Annotated in this window: 12 protein-coding genes; 2 read left to right on the top strand and 10 right to left on the bottom strand. The window is 63.5% G+C overall.

Annotated features, from left to right (window positions below):
• Position 1 precedes the first annotated feature (1 nt).
• The 4 genes from ACTRWG_RS03925 to ACTRWG_RS03910 all read right to left on the bottom strand — a co-directional run bounded on the left by ACTRWG_RS03925 (position 2) and on the right by ACTRWG_RS03910 (position 5,953).
• Positions 2–1,462, bottom strand: a complete 1,461-nt coding sequence (locus tag ACTRWG_RS03925) for a biotin carboxylase (RefSeq protein WP_027236376.1) — start codon at positions 1,460–1,462, stop codon at positions 2–4.
• Between the two features lie 13 nt (positions 1,463–1,475).
• The gene (locus tag ACTRWG_RS03920; RefSeq protein ID WP_259959377.1) at positions 1,476–4,238 is read right to left on the bottom strand and encodes an aminotransferase class I/II-fold pyridoxal phosphate-dependent enzyme; all 2,763 of its coding nucleotides are present in this window, start codon (positions 4,236–4,238) and stop codon (positions 1,476–1,478) included.
• Between the two features lie 66 nt (positions 4,239–4,304).
• The gene (locus ACTRWG_RS03915; protein WP_259970988.1) at positions 4,305–5,258 is read right to left on the bottom strand and encodes a carbon-nitrogen hydrolase family protein; all 954 of its coding nucleotides are present in this window, start codon (positions 5,256–5,258) and stop codon (positions 4,305–4,307) included.
• A 131-nt stretch (positions 5,259–5,389) separates the two neighbouring features.
• A complete protein-coding gene (locus tag ACTRWG_RS03910; RefSeq protein ID WP_259970989.1) occupies positions 5,390–5,953 on the bottom strand; it encodes a TetR/AcrR family transcriptional regulator in 564 nt (187 codons plus the stop codon).
• 207 nt (positions 5,954–6,160) lie between these two features.
• Here ACTRWG_RS03910 and ACTRWG_RS03905 point away from each other — a divergent pair, with 207 nt between their 5' ends.
• Positions 6,161–6,634 (top strand): nuclear transport factor 2 family protein, encoded by a 474-nt coding sequence (locus ACTRWG_RS03905; RefSeq protein WP_462828989.1) that lies wholly within the window; start codon positions 6,161–6,163, stop codon positions 6,632–6,634.
• A gap of 61 nt (positions 6,635–6,695) precedes the next feature.
• Here ACTRWG_RS03905 and ACTRWG_RS03900 read toward each other — a convergent pair whose 3' ends face one another.
• The 3 genes from ACTRWG_RS03900 to ACTRWG_RS03890 form a co-directional block, all read right to left on the bottom strand.
• The gene (locus ACTRWG_RS03900; RefSeq protein WP_051357794.1) at positions 6,696–7,679 is read right to left on the bottom strand and encodes a GlxA family transcriptional regulator; all 984 of its coding nucleotides are present in this window, start codon (positions 7,677–7,679) and stop codon (positions 6,696–6,698) included.
• 22 nt (positions 7,680–7,701) lie between these two features.
• Complete coding sequence (locus ACTRWG_RS03895; protein WP_462828987.1) at positions 7,702–10,176, bottom strand: GcvT family protein; 2,475 nt, start codon at positions 10,174–10,176, stop codon at positions 7,702–7,704.
• Positions 10,177–10,328: 152 nt separating this feature from the next.
• Positions 10,329–11,849 carry a trimethylamine methyltransferase family protein gene (locus ACTRWG_RS03890; protein ID WP_027236370.1) on the bottom strand — a complete coding sequence of 507 codons (1,521 nt, stop codon included), beginning with the start codon at positions 11,847–11,849 and terminating at the stop codon, positions 10,329–10,331.
• A 94-nt stretch (positions 11,850–11,943) separates the two neighbouring features.
• On the opposite strand from ACTRWG_RS03890, the gene ACTRWG_RS03885 reads away from it, so the two are divergent.
• Positions 11,944–12,858: a LysR substrate-binding domain-containing protein gene (locus tag ACTRWG_RS03885; protein WP_027236369.1), complete on the top strand. Its 915-nt coding sequence runs from the start codon at positions 11,944–11,946 to the stop codon at positions 12,856–12,858.
• Position 12,859: 1 nt separating this feature from the next.
• On the opposite strand, the gene ACTRWG_RS03880 is transcribed toward ACTRWG_RS03885, so the two are convergent.
• The 3 genes from ACTRWG_RS03880 to ACTRWG_RS03870 are packed head-to-tail and all read right to left on the bottom strand — an operon-like array spanning position 12,860 to position 15,515.
• Entirely contained in the window at positions 12,860–13,720 is an 861-nt protein-coding gene (locus tag ACTRWG_RS03880) for a metal ABC transporter permease (RefSeq protein WP_036797355.1), read from the bottom strand.
• On the bottom strand, positions 13,720–14,598 hold the full coding sequence (locus ACTRWG_RS03875; RefSeq protein WP_027236367.1) for a metal ABC transporter permease: 879 nt from the start codon (positions 14,596–14,598) through the stop codon (positions 13,720–13,722). Before ACTRWG_RS03875 ends, ACTRWG_RS03880 begins: the two co-directional genes overlap by 1 nt.
• Positions 14,598–15,515 carry a manganese/iron ABC transporter ATP-binding protein gene (locus tag ACTRWG_RS03870; RefSeq protein WP_027236366.1) on the bottom strand — a complete coding sequence of 306 codons (918 nt, stop codon included), beginning with the start codon at positions 15,513–15,515 and terminating at the stop codon, positions 14,598–14,600. The genes ACTRWG_RS03875 and ACTRWG_RS03870 overlap by 1 nt, the downstream gene beginning before the upstream one ends.
• Between the last annotated feature and the right edge of the window lie 42 nt (positions 15,516–15,557).

Here is a 15,557-nt window from a genome sequence, read left to right as displayed (position 1 = left end):
GCTACATGATCTTGAAGGCAGGGTCGGCCACCACCGGGCCGGCTTCCTGCATCGGCAGCGGACGCGCCTTCACGCCGCTTTTGATCGCGTCGATCCAGCGCTTGCCGCGGTCGTTCAGCTGGAAGCCCGGCGTCATCGACCGGCCGCGGGTCACCAGGATGCCAATGTCGGCGCCCTCATACCGGTAATCTCCCGGCTGCAGGATGCGCAGGAAAAACGCCTCCTGCTCGCTCTCGACGGCGCGGCGGTGATAGTCGAAGCGGTCGAACTGCACGCTGCCGTCCTCGGCCATGCGGTAAATGCCGGTCTCCGGCACCTCTGTGGCGATATCGACGGAATCGTCGGTGTGCTTGATCACCATCTGCGACCAGCTGTCGATCATCTTGGGATCGGCCCAGCGGTTGTTCAGCTCTGCCACGTCCAGCTTGAACTTCTTCTTCGAGAACTCCAGCAGGTGGAACAGGAACAGCGGCGCATCCGCATGGGCGAAGGCCGCGTGGTTGGTCATCGACGAGGCGCCAGTGATGCGCGGGTTCAATTCCCCCAGCCAGATATCCCCGGTTTTCTTGTCGATCAGGAAATCCAGCTCGAAATAGCCGCGGTAGCCTTCCTTGCGCAGCTGCTCGCCGAATTTGAAGGTGAGCTCCCGCGCCCGCTCCCGGGTCTTGGGCGGAAACGCGGTCGAGAAGATCTCGTTGCCGCACCAGCCGCCGCGGTAGGGGGTCAGCTCCTTGAAGCCCACCAGCTCTGTCATCAGCGGCCCGACAATGGTGCCCTCCTTGGTCGCGCAGGCCTCAATCGCGGAGCCGCGGCAGTCGATACGCTTCATGATCTTGATCTCGCCCTCGCCGACGATCTCATGCTCATGGCGGCGGAAATCGGCTTCGGAATTGATAAAGAAGGTGGTGTGCCCGCTGTCGCCGAAGGCCGACTGCAGCACCACGTCATGGCCGATGCCCGCCTTGTCGCAGGTCTTCTTCAGATCCTCGTAATCCTTGACCTCCGCCAGCACGTTCGGCACCGAGGGCACGCCTGCCTTATTGCCGATCCGGACCGTTTCGATCTTGTTGTCCATGTTCTGGCGCAGCTTGGCACTGGGGAACCAGACCTCGCCGCCCAGATCCTTGGCCAGGCGTTCGGTCACTTCGTCGAACATCAGGAACACGAACTTGGGCTTGCCGCCGCGCCCCTTGATCCATTCGACCACCTCCTTGTGCTGCAGCAGGTAGTTGTTGATGTCCTCGATCGACTGGAATTCCGCGTGCGGCTGCTCGGACGGGCAGAACACGTTGGGATGCTTGCCGCCATAGCAGTCAATGTAGCATATGTATTTGAAATTCTTACACCATTCATCCAGACCCAGCAGATTGAAATTGGTTGCCGAGACAAAGTACACAGGGTCCTCGTTGCGGTGGAAGTGCCGGCGTATTTCCGAGATATTGTTCAGTACTGCAGATGGCATACCATTTCTCCCTTCAGAATATCTTGTGCCGGGCCGCGTTCAGCTTCAGCCGCGCTTCATTGGCCTTGGCCTGCTGTTTCAGGGCCTCCTGCGTGAACACGCGCAGCCCCAGGTCGGCCCGGTAGCCGTGGATCTCGCTCACGTCCAAGGCCCGCATAAACGCCAGGATCTCCTGGCTCACCACCTGCCCCGGCACCAGGATCGGAAATCCCGGCGGATAGGGAATGATGAAAGAGGCTGACACCACCTCCTGGCCGCTTTCCATCGCCGCCCTGATCGACCCGTCCAGTTCCAGATAGTCGCAGTTGTTTTCCTCGTAGCTGAGGAAAAACGCCGAACGGATATCGCCCTCGGGCGTTTCCGGGGCAGAGCGGAAGGCGTCGTGGAAGCGGCTGAAATCGGGCAGCGGCGGCAGGTCGTGCATCAGGTTCGAAACCCGCTTTTCGAACCCGCGCCGCTCCATTATCGAGGCGTCATCCAGCAATTCGTCCAGACCGGTGGCAATCTCCACCAGAACCTCGATCAGATAGGCCACCGAGGACCGCGTGGTGCCGATGTTGGTCATGAACAGCACCGTATTGCGCGAGGTCTTGTTGATCTGGATCCCGTATTTATCCATCAGGATCTCGGTCTTGAACGTGTCGCCGTCCCAGCCGGTGCCGCCCACCGCCAGCGTCACCCGGGTCGGGTCGAGCACAAACTCGTCGTGCACCAGGCTGTCCCAAACGTCGGTCCAGCCGCGCTGGGGATCGTAATAGCTTTCCAGGCCGCTTTGGCGGTGCTCGATTGGGATCATGTCCGCAGCGGTCAGGATCCGGAAATACTTGCTCAGCCGCGGATGCGTCATGATCGCCCGCCGCATCGCCATCGCCGCCTCAACCTGGCGATGCACGAATTCGAAGCCCTCCAGTTCGACCTGCCGCCGCCCGACATCAAGCGAGGCAATGATCTGGTAGTTCGGCGACGTCGAGGTGTGGGTCATATAGGCCTCGTGGAAGCTCACCTCCACCTCGCCTTTGAAATCCTGGTCGTTGACGTGGATCATCGACCCCTGCCGCAGCGACGTCAGCGTCTTGTGCGTCGACTGAGTGGCATAGACCCGCACCCGCGCATCCGGCGGCGGCAGCAGCCGGGTGTTCAGCCAATCCTCCTCGCTGGCGTCCTTCAGCTGTTTCTGCTGCTCCTCCCAGGCCTTGGCATGGGCTTCGCTGCGCAGCCGCTCGCGCAGCACATTGGCGGCGTTCATCGCGGTCCGCTGCCGGTACAGCGGGCTGAACCGGGCAAAGGCGAACCAGGCCTCGTCCCACAGGAAGATCAGGTCCGGCTTGATCGCCAGGCATTCCTCCATCATCCGCTCGACGTTGTAGACGATGCCGTCAAAGGTGCAGTTGGTCAGCAAGAGCATCCGCACCCGGTTCAGCTTGCCCTGCGCCTTGAGGTGCAGCAGCATGTGCTTGATCTCGCGCAGCGGCACCGCGCCGTACATTGAGTATTCATGCAGCGGGTAGCTGTCGAGATAGACCACCTGCGCCCCCGCCAGCACCAGCCCGTAATGATGCGACTTGTGGCAGTCGCGGTCCACCAGCACGATATCGCCGGGCCGCACCAGCGCCTGCACCACGATCTTGTTGCAGGTGGAGGTGCCGTTGGTGGCAAAGAACGTCTGCTTCGACCCGAACGCCCGGCTGGCCTGTTCCTGCGCCTGCTTGATGGGCCCGTGCGGCTCCAGCAGGCTGTCCAGCCCGCCGGAGGTGGCGGAGGTCTCCGCCAGGAAAATGTTGGAACCGTAGAAAGCCCCCATGTCCTGAATCCAATGGCTGCGCGAGACCGACTTGCCGCGGCTGATCGGCATCGCGTGGAAAACGCCCGTCGGCTGTTTGGAATACTCGACCAGCGCCGTGAAAAACGGCGTCTTATAGCGCGCCTGCACACCCCTCAGGATATTGAGGTGCAGCTCCATAAAGTCTTCCTGGTTGTAAAAGACCCGGCGGCAGATCCCCAGATCATGTCCTGCGATCTCCTCGACCGAACGGTCGGTGACCAGATAGGCGTCCAGTTCGGGCCGGACATTCGCCACCAGACGGCACAGCGCCGGACCGTGGTCAAGCGAACGGACCGCCTCGATTCCCTCGGTGCCGCCGGCCCAGTCCAGGTAGCGGGTCAGCAGCGACATCTCCATTTGCGAGTCGAACTTGAGGCCCGGCCGCACCACAATGGCCTGAATATTATAGTTGAACAGGATCCCGATCAGCGCGTCCTGCAGGCTGGGCACCACCACGGTTTCATAGTGAAACGGATCTTCCGGGCGGCGCATCTTCTTGAAGTTGCTGTGCAGCCAGCGTTCCTGGTGCTCATTGACGTTGTCGACCACCAGCACTTCGAAATAGGGCTTGGCCAGGGCCCGCGCCTCGGGCGGCTGGATCACCTCATCCTCATGCTCGTCCGCATCGGCCGAGTCGCGGTCCAGCGGCACATGCCGCCGCCGGTAGGCGCCGGTGGACAAGGCCCGGCACACGCGCTGGACGGAGAAGGCCACATCGGCGTAATTCCCGTGCTCGAACTGGCGCCGCATCTGTTCAAACGCCTGCACGCCGGGGAAGGCCCAATAAGTCTCAATCGGGGCCAGTAAATCAAACAGCGCCCGGACATTTGTCACGAGCGCTGCTTCACGTTTCGGTTTTCGGGCACTGGCCAGGGCTTCGGTTACTTCTCTCAGCGTTGTCCATTGGTCGTGACGCAGCTGGATCGCGGAGTAATAGTCGCCCATTACTTGCATATGCACCTCCCATCCTGGTTATCAACGGGAGATCAAAGGGCTCTGGCTACTAAGAAATGAGACTGATCAACCGCCTGCTTTTCTTTCAGCGTAGTGTATCGGATGCAATTCGGCAAACCCGTTTGCGTCGTCGCCCGGCGCGCGGGCGTTCAGGCCCGCCTGCGAGCCCTGCACCGGGATCTCCAGCGGCCCAAGCGTATGCAGGTAAGCATCCGCACCGCTGGAACGGTCGTAGACGGGAAATTCCGCCTCCCGGTCGCGGAAGCTTTTCAGCACCTGGCCCAGCCCCTTCAGGCCGACCTCGCGCTGGCGGCGGACCTGATCCAGATCCAGTTCCAGCGGGAACATGTCCTCGTGCCGGCCCGACTGGTGCAGCACCGTGGCGGACGGGTCGATGATACAGGATTGCCCGACCCCGCCGGCGCCCAGCCCGTTCACGTCGACGACATAACACTGGAACTGCGCCGCGGTGGCGCGGGCGATGGACAGTTCGGCATCCCGGTCCGCGGTCCCGGTCAGCACCGGATGCAGCAGCACCTCGACCCCCTGGCTGGTCAGCTGGCGGGTGGTTTCCGGGAACCAGATGTCATAGCAGATCGACAAGCCGAACCGGCCCACCTCGGGAATGTCGAACACGCAGAAATCCGTGCCGGCTTCGACGCCCTGCTCATACGGGCGGAAGGGGAACATCTTGCGGTAGACCGCGACCACCTCGCCCTGCGGATTGATGACCGAGGAGGTGTTGTAGATCTTGCCGGACTCCGCGACCTCGAACATCGAGCCGGGCACCACCCAGATCCCGTGTTTCACCGCAGCGGCGCAAAAGCGCTCAATCGCCTCGTTGTGCAGCGGCTGCGCGAATTTGGTCAGCGGGCCATAGGGCGCCAGCTCGCTGAACACGGCCATCTGTGTCCAGGGGAAGCGCGCCATCAGCACGTCGATCCGGTGAATCATTGCGTCGACATTCGAATGCAGCGCGTCCACATGCATTTGGATGCCCGCGATGGAAAATGGGGTCATTCGGCCCGTACTCCGTTGGCGTTTCTGCCCCCGAGAGTACAGGATCGCGGCGGCAGCCGCCATCCCGGCCAGCGCGCCCTGACGCGCAGGCAGGGCAAGTGTTGCGTAAGGGCCGGCAAACCGCCTGAACGCTAGGCGATTGCCTGCTCGATCAGCGCCGCGGCCGCTGTGCGGGCATCGCGCGCCGGGGCGCTGCCGTGGGTCAGGGCGGCCAGCACAATCGCACCCTCTTTCAGCACCATCAGCTGACGCGCCAGTGTGTCCGGCTCCCGGGCGCCGGCCTCGGCCGCCAGGCGCGCGAAATGCGCCTGCAACAGCCGCTTGTGCTCTGCCGACTGCACATTGATCGGATCCTCCGGCGACTGGTACTCGGCACTGGCCTTGATGAACATGCAGCCCTGAAACCCCGGCTGCCCGAACCATTCCTCCAGCACATCGAACAGCGCCTCCAGCTGGCCGCGCGGTGTATCGGCCCGTGCCTCCAGCCGCCCGTACAGCCAACTGCGGAAATCCTCGTCCCTCAACCGCAGCACCGCCAGGATCAGCTCCTCCTTGGAGCGGAAGTGCTTGTAGATCGAGGTTTTCGACACCCCGGTCTCCGCCGCCACCAGATCCATCCCCGTGGCGTGAAACCCGTTTCCGTAAAACAGATCCAAGGCTCTTCGGATCAGCTCGTCACGTTTGTTAGGCCGCATGACACCTCCAGCGGGACAGTTTATGCACCGATCAGTTAACACTGCAGATACTATCGAGGTCAACCTAACAATCGGAAACTGATGGATATTTTCGCGGAACCCAATCCGTTCACACATCCGTGCGGCAGAAATTTCGGCTCTGCCCTTGAATGAATTGACCGATCTGTTCACTTTACCGGAACAACATTGACAGATCGGTAAATGAACATGACAGAAGCCCCCCGCCCCCCGCTGCCGCCCTTCACCCGCGACACTGCCATTGCCAAGGTCCGCGCCGCCGAAGATGGCTGGAACAGCCGCAACCCCGAGGCCGTCGCCCAAGCCTACACTTTGGACACCAAATGGCGTAACCGCACCGAGTTCCCTCAGGGCCGCGATGCCGTGCAGGCATTTCTGGCCGGCAAATGGGACCGTGAACTGGAATACCGGCTGATCAAGGAGCTCTGGGCCTTTGACGGCAACCGCATCGCCGTGCGCTACGCCTACGAGTGGCACGATGCATCCGGCCAGTGGTTCCGTTCCTACGGCAACGAGAACTGGGAGTTTGCCGAAGACGGCCGTATGGCGCACCGCTTCGCCTCGATCAACGATCTGGAGATCACTGAGGACGAGCGCCTGTTCCACTGGCCGCAGGGCCCGCGCCCGGCAGACCACCCGGGCCTCAGCGACCTCGGACTCTGACACCCCTGCGTGTCCTCGCCGCCGGGCTGGCCCACAGCCCGGCACGCTCGCAAGGGTCCGCCTAAAACGGCCGCTCCTGATGCGGCGGCTTACCGGTATAGCGGCGGTAAACCTTGGCAAAATGGGTCTGGCTGTTGAACCCCGACGCCAGCGCAATATCGATGATCCGCATATTGGTCTGCAACAGCAGGCTGCGCGCATAGTCCAGCCGCAGCTTTGTGTAATAGACCTTCGGCGTGGTCTGCAGGTACTTGGAGAACAGCCGCTCCAGCTGCCGCACCGACAGCCCGACCAGATCGGCAATGCCGCCCGGCGTCAGCGGCTCCTCCAGGTTGCTGCGCATCAGGCTGAGCGCAGTGGCCAGTTTCTCGTGCCGCACGCCCGTCCGGCCGTATTCGGAAACCGTCTGATCCTGACTCCCCTTGCGGGCAGAGGAACAGACCATCAGATCCGCCGCCCCGGTTGCCACGGCGGCGCCGTGATGCTCCGAGATCAGGTTCAGCATCATATCGACCGTGGCTGTGCCGCCGGCGCAGGTGATCAGCTTGGCTTCCATGGTGAACAGCGAGTTCCTGACCTCCACATCCGGATGCGCCTCCGCCAGGATCGCCCGCAGCGCCCAATGGGCGGAAACTTCGCGCCCTGCCAGCAGGCCGGAGCGTGCCAGCGCCAGCACGCCGCCGCCCAGCGCGCCCAGTGCCGCACCCATGCGCTGCGCCTTCCTCAGCCAGCCCAGCACCTTCAGCGAGATGCCCGGCTCCTGCCCCTGGCCGCCGCAGACAAAGATCATGTCGCCGCGTGCCAGCTCCGGCAGGCCGCCGTCCACCGCCACGCGCAACCCGTTGGGGGCGGTGACGGCCAGGCCGTCCTCGCTGACCACGCGCCACGCATAGCGCGCAGTCCCGTCATGTGCGTTCGCCGCCTCCAGCGCCGCCACCGCGCTCGACAGGTCCAGCGGCGAGAAGGTCGGCAGCAGCAGGAAGATGCAGCGGCAGGCCGGTTCGGCCTGCACCGCCTCGGGGAGTGTCCGCATGGGTTTGGTCATGGCTGCCGCTCCCCTGCCCGGCTCAGGCGCGCATGTTGGCGCCGTTGGCGTCATAGATCGGCGCGCCCAGCACCTCGGCGTCATACATCTCGCCCAGGATCTCCACCTGCAGCCTGGTGCCCGCCGCCGCGTGCTCTGCCGAGACATAGCCCATCGCCATCGACGTCTTTGCGTGATGCGCATAGCCGCCCGAGGAGATGTAGCCAACCGCCTCGCCATCCTTCAGGATCGCCTCGTCGTTCGACACATCAATGCCGTCCACGTCGATGGTCATGGTGACCAGCTTGCGGCTCGGACCGGCCTCGCGGGCCTTCAGCGCAGCCTCCTTGCCCACGAAATCCTTCTTCCAGTTGATGAAGACATCCATGCCGCTTTCCACCGCGTCGAAATCGGGGCGGAAGTCCAGGGTCCAGACGCCCCAGGCCTTCTCCAGACGCATCGACATCAGCGCTCGCGCCCCGTACCAGCGGTATCCCAGGTCCGCACCCGCTTCCTCGATCGCCTCCGCCAGGCGCAGCAGGTACTGCGGTTTGCAGTAGATCTCATAGCCCAGCTCGCCGGAGAAGCTGATCCGGTTCAGGATCACCGGCACGCCGCCCACAAAGGTCTGGCGCAGATCGCGGAACTTGAACGCCTCACCCGACACATCCTCGCGGGTGATCCGCTGCAGCAACTGCCGCGATTTCGGACCCGACAGCGCAATGCCGTGCCAGTCGTCGGAGACATTCTGATAACTCACATCCTCCGGCAGATCCTTCTCAAACCAGCGGCGGTGCGCCTCCTGCATGGCGCCGGAGCCGAACAGCATGAAATGCTCCTCGCCCAGGCAGGCCACGGTCAGATCCCCGTAAAGCTTGCCCTTCGGCGTCAGCATCGGCGTCAGCGTCAGGCGGCCCGGTTTCGGAACGTAGCCCGCCAGCACCCGGTCCAGATAGGCCCGCGCGCCCGCGCCCTTGAACTCATGTTTGGCAAAGTTGGCAACCTCGATGCCGCCCACGGCCTCGCGCACCGCCTTGACCTCGCGCGCCACATAATCGTGGCTGCGGTTGCGCTCGAATGTCGGCTCCTCATGCGCATCCTCGGGGCCATCCGCAAACCACAGCGCGTTCTCCAGGCCAAAGCCCTGACCCATCCGCGCGCCCTTGGCGACCAAGCGGTCATAGAGGGCGGTGGTCTTCTGCATCCGCCCCTTCGGCAGCGTCTCGTTCGGGAAGGTCATCACAAACCGGCGCTCGTAGTTCTCGGTCGACTTCACCGTGCCCCAGTCGGGGGTCGCAAACTCGCCGAACCGCGCCACATCCATCGCCCAGACGTCGATGGACGGCTCGCCGTCGATCATCCACTCCGCCATGGTCAGGCCCACACCGCCGCCCTGGCAGAAGCCCGCCATGACACCGACGGCGCACCAGTAATTCTTCATGCCCGGCACCGGCCCGATCATCGGGTTGCCGTCGGGGCCGAATGTGAACGGCCCGTTGATCATGTCTTTGATGCCCGCCTCGCCGATGGCGGGGATGCGTTCAAACGACATCTCCAGACGGTCGGCAATCCGGTCCAGATCCGGCTGCAGCAGCTCATGCCCGAAGTCCCACGGCGTGCCGCCCACTTTCCAAGGCGTCCCCTTCGGCTCATAGGTTCCCAGCAGCATCCCCTGCCGCTCCTGCCGGAAATAGATGTTCGCCTCATAGTCGATCCCGGCCGGCAAGCGGGTCGGGTGGTTGGCCACCGCGTCGATTTTGTCGGTGATCAGGTAATGGTGCTCCATCGGCTGCACCGGCAGGTTGATGCCCTGCATGTGGCCGACTTCCCGCGCCCACAGACCGCCGCAGTTCACGATATGCTCTGCATTGATCACCCCGCGCGGGGTGGTCACGTCCCAGCTGCCATCGGCGCGCTGAGTGGTGCCGGTCACCGGCGTATGGGTGAAATACTGCGCGCCATGCACCTTAGCGGATTTGGCAAAGGCATAGGTCGCGCCCGACGGGTCCAGATCGCCGTCCTGATCATCCCACAGCGCCGCGTGGTAATGCTTCGGGTCGATCAGCGGGTGCCGCTCGGCCACTTCCTTGGGGCTGATGAATTCCTGGTTCAGACCCATGTACCGCGCCTTGGAGCGTTCCCGCTTCAGGTAGTCGTACCAGGTCTTGTTCGACGCCAGATAAAACCCGCCGGTGATGTGAAGGCCCACCGAATGGCCCGAGGTCTCCTCGATCTCCTTATAGAGGTCGATCGTGTAGGACTGCAGCCGCGAGATGTTCGGGTCCGAGCTGATGGTATGGATCTGCCCCGCCGCGTGCCAGGAGGAGCCGGAGGTCAGCTCGTCACGTTCCAGCAGCACCACATCCTTCCAGCCGAACTTGGCCAGGTGGAACAGGATCGAGCAGCCAACCACACCGCCGCCGATGATCACCGCCTTGGCGTGGCTCGGCAGCTTCTTGTCGCCGGTGCTCTCCTCCTTGTGGATGTTGAGCGTCGATTGGGCAAAATTGTCTGACATGGGTTTGTCCTCAGGTCTGGGGCAAAGCGCGGGAATTACGGCAAACGGCACCCAGGGGGTGCACAGGGGGTGTACGGGGGGTGCACAGGGGGTGCCGGGGCAATCCGGCACATCCTGCATAAGCTGGAGAAATGGGTGAAGAGTTTCTTACCTCAGTACCACGCATCCGGGATCTCCTCCTTGCGGCGGGCAACATAGGCGGCCAGTTCCTCTTTCACCGCCTCATCCATCGGCGGCGCCACATACTCGTTCAGCATCTGGTTCCAGCGCTCATAGGCGCGCTGGCGCATGTCCTTGGAGCCGCCTTCCTCCCAGCTCTCAACGTTTTCGCTGTCGCTCAGCTTCGGCTCATAAAACGCGGTCTGATAGTTGCGCATGGTGTGGCCCGAGCCCAGGAAGTGCCCGCCCGGCTCCACCTCGGCGTAAGCGTCGCGGGCAAAGGCCTCGTCGCTGGTATCCAGCCCCTGACTTAGCACCTTCTGATAGGACCCCAGCCGGTCCGCATCCATGATCAGCTTCTCGAACCCGGTGCACAGGCCGCCCTCCAGCCAGCCCGCCGAATGAAGCACATAGTTGGCACCGGCCAGCATGGTGGAATGCATCGAGTCGGCGCTTTCATAGGCCGCCTGCGCATCTTCGATCTTGGACGCGGTCAGCGACCCGCCGCAGCGCAAGGGCAGCCCGGCCCGGCGCGCCAGCTGGCCGATGGCATAGTTCGAAACCACCGGCTCCGGCATCCCGAATGTCGGCGCGCCGGATTTCAGCGACATCGACGACAGGAAGTTGCCCAGCACAAACGGCGCGCCGGGGCGCACCAGCTGGGTGAAGGCGCAGACCATCATCGCCTCCGCCATCGCCTGCGCAACCGACGCCGCGGTGGAAACCGGCCCCATTGCACCGGTCAGGATGAAGGGCACAACAATCATCCCCTGGCCGCGGGCGGAATAGGTGCGCACCGCTTCCGTCACCACCTTGTCCACCAGCAGCGGCGAATTGGTATTCACATTGCCCATGATCACGCAGTTCTCGTCCATGACGTCGCTGCCAAAGACGATCTCCGCCATGTCGACACTGTCCTGCGCGCGGGACATCTCGGTGATGGCGCCCAGATGCGGTTTGTCGCTCAGCGTCATATGGGCAAACAGCATGTCGAAATGGCGCTTGCTCACCGGCACGTCGCAGGGCTCGCAGATCACAAACCCGCCGTGATGCAGGTTCGGATGCATATAGGTAAGCTTCACCAGCTTCTCGAACGCCGCCATATCGCCATAGCGCCGCCCGTCCTCCAGATCCCGCACAAACGGCGCGCCATAGATCGGGGCAAACACCTGGTTGTTGCCGCCAATGGTGACCGACCGCGCTGGATTGCGGGCCAGCTGGGTGAACGCCCGCGGCGCCTTGGCGCACAGAGCGCGGATCCACTGCGCATCGGCCCGGACCGTATCGCCGTCAATCCGCGCACCGGCCTCTTTCCAGATCCTGAGCGCCTCCGGGTCGTCGCGGAAGGCGATGCCCACATCTTCGAAAATCCAGTCCACCTGCGCCTCCAGCCGGGCCAGTTTATCCTCGTCCAGCACGTCGAAAAACGGCAGCGTGCGCTGGATAAAGGGCGAGGCAGGGGCACCCGCCGGGGCGGTGTTTCTGTCGCGGGATGCGCGGGCGCGTCGGGCCATGGGGGTCTCCAGTCTTCAAAATCTGCGCCACGATAAAAGCAGCGTGCTGCGTTGTGACGGTTGAAAATTCTGATGGTTTGGATAACACACAGTTATGCAAGATCTGTGGAAGCTCCTCACCAGCCCCCGCCATCTGATTGTCTTCGAGGCCGCCGCACGGCACGGCTCGTTCACCCGCGCGTCAGAGGAGCTGAACGTGCAGCAGCCCGCCGTCAGTGCGGCGATCAAGCAGATGGAAGCGTCTTTGGGCGTTATTTTGTTCCGCCGCGGCCACCGCAAGGTGGAGCTGACGGGGGCGGGTATGCGGCTTTACACCGATGTCTCCAAAGCGCTGGCGGACATCCTCTCCTCCGCCAAGGCGGTGCGGCAGTTCGGGCGCAATGACCATGTCACGCTCAACTGCTCCTCCGCCTTTGCATACTACTGGGTGATGCCACGGCTGGCCCAGCTGCATGAGGCGCACCCCGATATCGACCTGCGGCTGCAAAGCTCAGACCGGGAGCCGGACATCAATACCGAAGGCATTTCGCTGGCAGTGCGCCGCGGCGATGGCAATTGGCCGGACTGCCATTCAGCCCTGATTGCGCCGGAGGTGATCTTTCCGGTGGCCAGCCCGCGGGTGATGGCCTCGGCGGTCAATCTGGCAACCGTGCCGAACCTGCTGCATGAACGGCTGATCCACCTGGAGGAACCGATCCGCGAACGGCCCAGCTGGCAGCAGTGGTTCGCGCATTTCGGGGTCACCGGCCGCCTGCCCGCCGCGGGCCTGCGCCTCAACGACTATGCGCTGGTGCTGCAGGCCGCGATCGCGGGCGAAGGCTTTGCCTTCGGCTGGCAGCACGTGACCGAGCCGCTGATCAAACAGGGCCTGCTGGCCGCGCGCAAGGAATGGTCCTGGACCACTGGATCGGGGTTCTATCTGGTGTGGTCCAAGACCCAGGACCTGGTTCCCAACGCCGAACTGGTGCGGCAGTGGCTGCTGGACATGGCCCGGCCCGGACCCGCATGACTCACGCGGTTCCGGCGGTCTCCTTGGCGCGTTGCATCGAGGTCTTGCGGGTCAGATACAGCCGCCGCACAAAGGCCAGCACAAACAGCGCCGTCAGGATCAGCACGATGGTCGGCGCCGGCGCGCTGTCGAGGAAGAAGCTGGCATAGGTGCCCGCCAGCATCGAGAACATGCAGACCAGAACCGCGACCCGCAGCATGGTGCTGAACTTGCGCACAACCAGGAACGCGATGGCACCGGGGGCGATCAGCAGGCCGATCGCCAGGATCAGCCCGGCCGCCTTAAGCGTGGCCACAATAGTCAGCGACAGCGCCGCCAGCAGGCCGTAGTGCAGCACCGTGACCGGCAGGCCGCAGGCCTGCGCCTGCGCCGGGTCAAAGCTGTGCAGCAGCAGATCCTTCCACTTCAGCACCAGCGCCCCGCCGACCACCAGCGAGATGATACCAGCGGTCCACAGCTCATCCGGCTCCACCCCCAGCATGTTGCCGAACAGGATGTGATCGAGGTGGGCGTTGGTCTCCAGCCCCACATACATCACGATGCCCAGGCCGAACATGCCGGAGAAGACCACCCCCATCACGGTATCCTGCTTGACCCGGCTGTTGCCGGCCAAGAAGCCCGTTGCCACCGCACACAGCATACCGGCGGCAAAGGCGCCGATGATCAGCGGGAAGCCCAGCACATAGGCCAGCACGATCCCCGGCAGCACCGCGTGGCTGACCGCATCGCCCATCAGGGCCCAGCCCTTCATCACCAGAAAGCAGGACAAGAGCGCCGTCGGCACCGAGACAATCAGCGAGATCAGAAAAGCGTTCTGCATGAACGCGAACTGGAACGGCATCAGCAGCGTATCGAGATCCATCACACGGCCTCCTGTTGTGCGGCGGGGCCGCGCTTCAGCGCCTCGCGCGCCTTGCGCTTGGCCGCCAGCAGCCCGTGCTTCGGGGCGAAGACAAACACCACCAGAAAGATCAGCGTCTGCAGCGTCACGATGATGCCGCCGGTGGCGCCGTCCAGGAAATAGCTGGCATAGGCCCCAAAGAAGCTGGTGGCCGCGCCGATCAGCACCGACACCATGATCAGCCGCGGGAAGCGGTCGCACAGCAGATACGCCGTCGCGCCGGGCGTCACTACCATGGCGATCACCAGAAACGCGCCGACGGTCTGCATCGCCGCCACAACCGAGGCCGACAGCAGCACAAAGAACACCGCCTTCAGCAGCCCGGGACGCAGCCCGATGGTGCGGGCGTGGTTTTCGTCAAAGAAGGTGACCATCAGGTCCTTCCACTTGGCCAGCAGCACCGCCAGCGACACAAAGCCGATGATCGCCAGCTGCAGCGTGTCCTCCGGCGTGATCGCCAGGATATTGCCCATGGTGATGGTCTGGACCGACACCGACATCGGGCTGATCGACACGATGAACAACCCAAGCCCGAAGAAGGAGGTGAAGATCAATCCGATGATCACGTCCACCTTCAATCCTGAGCGCTCCGACAGGAACAGCATCGCCCCCGCCGCCAGACCGCCGGCAATAAAGGCGCCCAGCGCAAAAGGCAGGCCCAGCATGTAGGCCCCCGCAACCCCCGGCACCACCGAGTGCGAAAGCGCATCGCCGATCAGCGACCAGCCTTTGAGCATCAGATAGGCCGACAGGAAAGCGCAGACGCCGCCCACCAGCGCCGAAACCCACATCGCATTGGTCATATAGCCGTAGGTGAACGGCTCCAGCAGGTATTCCATCACGGCTTGCTCCCGTCCTCGCCGCGCTTTTCGCTGGTCTGGGTCTTTTCGCCGTATTGGACAAAGGGGCGCTCATCGTCGGTCAGAATGGTGACCTCGCGGGTGTCGCCGTCGTCATGCAGCGCCTGGCCGCCCAGGGTGAAGTGGCGCAGAACGCCGCCAAAGGCGTGTTCAAGGTTTTCGCGGGTAAAGGTGGTCTCTGTCGGCCCGTACCCAAGCACGGTTCCCTTGACCAGCACGGTGCGGTCGCAGAACTCCGGAACGCTGCCCAGGTTGTGAGTGGAGACCAGCATCACCCGGCCTTCGTCGCGCAGCTCGCGCAACAGGGCAATGATCTGTTCTTCGGTCTTCACGTCGACGCCGGTGAAGGGCTCGTCCAGCAGGATCACTTGCCCGTCCTGCGCCAGCGCGCGGGCCAGGAACACCCGCTTGCGCTGGCCGCCGGACAGCTCGCCGATCTGGCGGTGGCGGAAATCCTGCATGTTCACGCGGCTCAGTGCCTGATCGACCGCCTCGTGGTCGGCCGCCTTGGGACGGCGCAGAAATCCCATGTGGCCGTAGCGGCCCATCATCACCACGTCCTCGACCAGCACCGGGAAGGCCCAATCGACCTCCTCCGACTGCGGCACATAGGCCACCAGGTTCTTGCGCAGCGCCTCCTTGACGGTCATGCCGAGAATGCGGATTTCACCCTGCGCGGCCGGGACGAACCCCATGATCGCCTTGAACAGGGTCGACTTGCCCGCACCGTTCACGCCGACCAGCGCCGTGACGGTGCCGCGGGGAATGCCAAAGCTGGCATTCCACAGCGCGGTATGGCCGTTGCGGTAGGTCACCGTGACGTTCTTGGCGGCAATCCCGCCGTCCGCGGGCGCGGCGCTGGTATCCATGATGTGGGTCTCGCTGGCATCAAGCATTGGGCTGTCCTGCAGAGTTACACACAGAAATTGTGCTTTGTG

The organism is Leisingera sp. G5_S3_59_S7 (genome assembly GCF_054968485.1).
Note: the sequence above shows the minus strand (reverse complement) of the source record. Positions and strands in the feature narration are given on the sequence as shown.

What these genes read in the sequence shown, in the direction of transcription:
- ACTRWG_RS03885 (WP_027236369.1), top strand. Translation starts at nt 11,944, where the DNA reads ATGCAAGATCTGTGGAAGCTCCTCACCAGCCCCCGCCATCTGATTGTC.
- ACTRWG_RS03925 (WP_027236376.1), bottom strand. Translation starts at nt 1,462, where the DNA reads ATGCCATCTGCAGTACTGAACAATATCTCGGAAATACGCCGGCACTTC.
- ACTRWG_RS03875 (WP_027236367.1), bottom strand. Translation starts at nt 14,598, where the DNA reads ATGGAATACCTGCTGGAGCCGTTCACCTACGGCTATATGACCAATGCG.
- ACTRWG_RS03895 (WP_462828987.1), bottom strand. Translation starts at nt 10,176, where the DNA reads ATGTCAGACAATTTTGCCCAATCGACGCTCAACATCCACAAGGAGGAG.
- ACTRWG_RS03905 (WP_462828989.1), top strand. Translation starts at nt 6,161, where the DNA reads ATGACAGAAGCCCCCCGCCCCCCGCTGCCGCCCTTCACCCGCGACACT.
- ACTRWG_RS03920 (WP_259959377.1), bottom strand. Translation starts at nt 4,238, where the DNA reads ATGCAAGTAATGGGCGACTATTACTCCGCGATCCAGCTGCGTCACGAC.
- ACTRWG_RS03915 (WP_259970988.1), bottom strand. Translation starts at nt 5,258, where the DNA reads ATGACCCCATTTTCCATCGCGGGCATCCAAATGCATGTGGACGCGCTG.
- ACTRWG_RS03890 (WP_027236370.1), bottom strand. Translation starts at nt 11,849, where the DNA reads ATGGCCCGACGCGCCCGCGCATCCCGCGACAGAAACACCGCCCCGGCG.
- ACTRWG_RS03870 (WP_027236366.1), bottom strand. Translation starts at nt 15,515, where the DNA reads ATGCTTGATGCCAGCGAGACCCACATCATGGATACCAGCGCCGCGCCC.
- ACTRWG_RS03880 (WP_036797355.1), bottom strand. Translation starts at nt 13,720, where the DNA reads ATGGATCTCGATACGCTGCTGATGCCGTTCCAGTTCGCGTTCATGCAG.
- ACTRWG_RS03910 (WP_259970989.1), bottom strand. Translation starts at nt 5,953, where the DNA reads ATGCGGCCTAACAAACGTGACGAGCTGATCCGAAGAGCCTTGGATCTG.
- ACTRWG_RS03900 (WP_051357794.1), bottom strand. Translation starts at nt 7,679, where the DNA reads ATGACCAAACCCATGCGGACACTCCCCGAGGCGGTGCAGGCCGAACCG.